This is a genomic window from Streptomyces sp. F001 (assembly GCF_004187715.1).
Taxonomy (GTDB): Bacteria; Actinomycetota; Actinomycetes; order Streptomycetales; family Streptomycetaceae; genus Streptomyces; species Streptomyces flavusporus.
This window is the reverse complement of record NZ_QZWF01000112.1, coordinates 1-4,866: the sequence shown is the minus strand read 5'-3', so window position 1 is coordinate 4,866 and position 4,866 is coordinate 1. Positions and strand designations below refer to the sequence as shown.

The following is a 4,866-nucleotide window of genomic DNA, read 5'->3' as shown; positions in this document are numbered from 1 at the left end:
GCGTGAGCCAGGAATCCCTCTGCTTCGGTTGGGGGAGGGTTCAAGTCTGGGCTCCTCGGGACCCACCAACGATCCGGACGGGGCTGTTCCCGTCCGGATCACTCATACGTTTCTAAGCATCAAGTCGGCTGATCCGCACCGCTCCTCGAGCCTCGCCCGGGTGGCAGCTCGTCATCGTGAGCCGCAGCCGGGAGCCGCGTACGGCGTCGAAGGTGATGACCGTCGGCGTGTCCGAGGCAGTGGCCCAGTCCACGGCCGCCCCCTCGACCGGCACGTACCTCCGGCCGTCCCAGACCTCGGCCTCCACCGACGCGGGCAGGGTGTGCGTCGTGTCCACGGTGAAGGAGACCTCGGCCCGGTCGATGGTCCGCGTCCGGCCGAAGTCCACGGAGACCCAGTCCTCAGCCCGGGCTCCGTCGAAGGCGGGGAGCAGGGCCGTGGCCGCCTTGTGGAAGCCGTTGGACCAGCCGGTGGCCGGGTCGCCGTCGAGCATCGCGGCCGGGAGGGTGTCCGGACGGCCCGAGTAACTGGCGTCCGCGTGGGGGTGGTTCGGGGGCGCCGGGTAGTCGGGCTCGAAGACCGCGGCCGGGGTGAGTGCGGCCGACCGGGCGGGAGTCGTCTTCACGGTCAGGCTGCCCGTCCGCAGGCCTTCGGCCCGTGCGGTCACCTTCAGGGAGTCCGGCTTCGTACCGGACCGTACGATCGCCAGCGCCTTGCCGTGGAAGGCCGTACGCGTGCTGGCCTGGTAGCGCTCGGCGCTCTCCTCCCGCCCGTTGTCGAGCCCGGCGAGCGAGCCGCCCGTCACCTCGAAGGAGATCAGGTCCTCGGCGTCGGGCACCACCACACCTCGGGCGTCGACGATCTCCGCGGTCACGAAGACCAGCGAACGGCCGTCGGCGGCCAGGGACTTGCGATCGGCGGTAAGGCGTACGGCCTTCGGCGCACCGGCCGTGCGCAGCACATCGGTGGCGACCACCTTGCCGTCCCTGCGCGCCACCGCCTTCAACTCCCCCGGCCGGTACGGCACTTTCCAGGTGAGGTGGAGTTTGCCGGCGCTGCCGTTCGGGCTGGTGTAGCTGCCGGGGTAGGGACCGTCGGTGAAGGTCTTGTCGTCGCCGGTCGCCTCGGTGGTCTCCAGGTAGACCCGGCCGTCGACGGTCTTCTTGGTGTCGAACGTCCGGGTGCCGAGGGACTTTCCGTTGAGGAACAGCTCCACGGTGTCGACGTTGGAGTACGCCCACACCTCGACCGTGTCGCCCTCCGCGTGGTTCCAGGTCATCGGCAGCAGGTGAACCATCGGTTCGCTGATCCACTGGCTCTGGAACAGGTAGTACATGTCCTTCGGGAAGCCGGCCGTGTCGACCGCGCCGAAGAAGGACGCCTTGACCGGGAAGACGTCGTAGGGCGTGGGTTCGCCGATGTAGTCGATGCCCGACCACAGGAACTGCCCGGTGAACCACTTCCGGTCCCGGTCCTTCTTGTGCCCGTACTCGCCGCTCATGGTCCAGGAGGCGAGGTTGTTGTCGTACGACGAGGTGGCCCGCCTGCCCGGTGTGTAGTTCTCGCCGGTGTTGAGGCGCTCCGGCTCCTGGTACGTGCCGCGCGTGGAGGTCTCGGAGGACGACTCGGACTCGAAGAGGAGCAGGTGGGGATAGGCGGCGTGCAACTGGTCGACGGATTTGGCGGTGTTGTAGTTGAGGCCCAGCCCGTCCAGCTTGGCCAGCATCAGATCGGCCGCCGAGCCCTTGGCCGGCAGACGGCGGTACTTGTCGGAGCCGATGACCAGCGGGCGGGTGTCGTCGGCGGCCCTGATGGCGTCGATGACGCGGTCGGCCATGGCGAGCCCGGCGGTGGAGGTGGAGTCGGGGACCTCGTTGCCGATGGACCACATCAGGACAGCGGGCGAGTTGCGGGCCGCGAGGACCATCTCGGTGGCGTCCTTCTCGCCCCACTCGTCGAAGAACCGGCCGTAGTCGTAGCGGTTCTTGCCGGTCCGCCAGCAGTCGAAGGCCTCCACCAGCATCACGATGCCCATCTCCTCGCAGACCTGGATCATCTCCGGGGTGGGTGGGTTGTGGGAGGTGCGGAAGGCGTTGACGCCCATCGACTTCATGATGGTCATCTGCCGGCGGATCGCGTCGATGCTGACGGCGGCGCCCAGAGCGCCCAGGTCGTGGTGGAGGTCGACTCCCTTGATCTTGCTGTGGAGGCCGTTGAGGTGGAAGCCCTCGTCCGGGTCGAAGCGGAAGGTGCGGAAGCCGAAGGTGGTGCGACAGGTGTCGGTCGTTCTGCCGCCGACGCGCAGTTCGGTCTTCAGGGTGTAGCGGTGGTGCGGGGTGTCGAAGTCCCATAACTTCGGCTCGGCAACGGTGAGTTCATGGGTCTCGGTCGCCTTGTCGGTGACGGGGACCGTGGAGGACGTACGGGCGACGGTACGGCCGCGGGGATCGACGATCCGCGAGATGATCTCGACGTCCGTGCCGCCGCCGGAGGCGTTCACCACCGAGGTCTGCACATGTACGACGCCCCGCTCTTCGGTGATCTCCGGTGTCGTGACGTACGTACCCCAGCGCTCCACGTGCACCGGCTCGGTGACGACGAGGCGGGCCTCGCGGTAGATGCCGCTGCCCGAGTACCAGCGGCTGCTGGGCAGCCGGTTCTGCACCTTGACCGCGAGCACGTTCTCGGTGCTGCCGTCGGCGTGCACCAGGTCGGTGAGGTCGAAGGCGAAGCCGGTGTAGCCGTAGGGGTGGCGGCCGACCTCCTTGCCGTTGCAGTAGACGTACGAGTCCATGTAGACACCGTCGAACTCCACCGAGATTCGTTTGCCCGCGAGGGCGGGCGGCAGGGTGAAGGTGTGGCGGTACCAGCCGAGGCCGCCGGGGAAGAAGCCGGTGCCGCTGGTGGTGCCGTGCTCGGTGGTCGGGGCGGACTCGATGCTCCAGTCGTGCGGCACCGCGACCTCGCGCCAGCCCGAGTCGTCGTGGCCGGGCTCGGCGGCGCCGGCGTACGCGCCGGTCGGGTCGGTGATGTCGCCCGGGTTGACCAGGGCGAAGCGCCAGCCGTCGCGCAGGGCGAGGGTGTGGCGGCCCGTGACCCGGGCGGCGCCCTCGGCTGCCTGTGCGCCCGGCGCGCCGAGCAGCGCTCCGGCGGCCGATGCGGCCGTACCGGTGATCAAAACCGATCTGCGAGTGACCGACATGGCGGCTCTCCCTCATCAGGGCCCAGAAGTACTCACAACTGATCGTGAACAAACAGATTCTGACGGGCTGCCACACAGGCCCGTCAAGGGTCGGGTGATGCACTTCTGGCCCAGGTGTCACATCGGCCGGATCTGTCTCTTGACCCGGAGTACCCGGGTGTCCCCGTGGCCGGTTCACGCAGGACCACAACGCACTAGGCTGGAACTGAAGTGGCCCAACCGTTCACTGTGCGTATGCGCGATGGAGTGACGACGATGAGCCCGGTCTACCCCTTCGACGAGGCCGCCACGGCCCGGGCTGCCATCGACCGCGACGGCACCGTGACCGAGTGGGGCGAAGGCGCGCGGCGGCTGCTGGGCTGGACGGCCGACGAGGTCGTGGGACGCCCCGCCGCACAGCTGATCGAGGGCACGGCGCCGGCTCTCCGCAAACCCCGCTGCGACGGAACGCTCACTTTGCGTCACCGGGACGGCCGTACGGTGTCCGTGTGGCTGCTCGCTCACCATCGGCAGCCACCGGACGGCGGCACCGGCGACTGGCTCGTCGTGACACCCCTGGAGGGCGACCGGGACCGACCGGCCGACGATCCGCTGGAGAAGGCCGGCCTCCTCCAGACTCCCTGCGCCGTCGCGATCCACGACGAGCGGCTCCGGGTGTACCGGATCAACGCCGACATGGCCGCGTTGATCGGGCTGCCCGAGGAGCGTGTCCGGGGGCTACGGGCGACGGAGTTCCTCGCCAGAACCCAGGGCGAGGAGATCGAGCAGCAGTTGCACCACGTGCTCACGACCGGCCGGGGGCACGATGTCCACACCCACGTGCCGCTCGGCGACGACGGCCGGGTCGACGCCCGGCTGGCCCGGATGGCGCCGATCACCGACGGCACCGGGCGGGTGTGCGGTGTGTGCGTCGCCGTGCACGACTTCACCGAGCAGTACCTGGCACGCGAGCGGCTCCGTCTGGTCAATGAAGCGAGCCTCCGCATCGGCACGACACTCGACGTCGCCCGGACGGCGCAGGAGCTGGCGGATGTCTGCGTTCCCGCCCTCGCCGACTTCGTCAGCGTCGACCTGCTGGACCCGCCGGAGTTCGGGGGCGAACCCTCCGCGGAGCCGCCGACCGCGCCGATCACCCTGCGCCGGGCGGCCCATCAGTCGGTCGATCCGGGCAGCTTCGAGGCCGTGGTCCCACCGGGCCAGCTGGACGTGTACCCCGCCTCCTCACCCCAGGCCGACTCCGTGCTGGCCGGCCGGACGATCGTCGCGCAAGCCCCCTCCGATGACCTCACCCAGTGGCTGACCTGGGACAAGGCCCGGATGGAGCGGGTCAGGGGGTACGGCATCCACGCCACGATGTCCGTGCCGATCCGGGCCCGCGGCACGACGCTGGGCGTCGCCGTCCTCACCCGCTTCCGGCGCCCGGACCCCTTCACGCCGGACGACCAGCTCCTGGCCGAGGAGATCACGGCACGCGCCGCCGTCTGCATCGACAACGCCCGCCGCTACACCCGCGAGCGCGAGACCACCCTCGCCCTCCAGCGCAGCCTGCTCCCGCAGTCGCTGCCGCGCAGGGCCGCCCTGGAGGCGTCCTCACGGTACCTTCCGGCGGCCCGGGCCGAGGTGGGCGGCGACTGGTTCGACCCGCATCCCGGACAGCGGGATCA

The 4,866-nt window shown here is 69.8% G+C and carries 2 protein-coding genes; one reads left to right on the top strand and one right to left on the bottom strand.

Going from position 1 to position 4,866, the window contains the following annotated elements:
- Positions 1 to 112: 112 nt before the first annotated feature.
- Positions 113 to 3,202 (bottom strand): glycoside hydrolase family 2 TIM barrel-domain containing protein, encoded by a 3,090-nt coding sequence (locus tag StrepF001_RS44520; RefSeq protein ID WP_129803766.1) that lies wholly within the window; start codon positions 3,200 to 3,202, stop codon positions 113 to 115.
- A 255-nt stretch (positions 3,203 to 3,457) separates the two neighbouring features.
- Here StrepF001_RS44520 and StrepF001_RS44515 point away from each other — a divergent pair.
- Positions 3,458 to 4,866 (top strand): PAS domain-containing protein (locus tag StrepF001_RS44515; protein WP_129803765.1); only part of this gene is annotated, 1,409 nt, incomplete at its 3' end.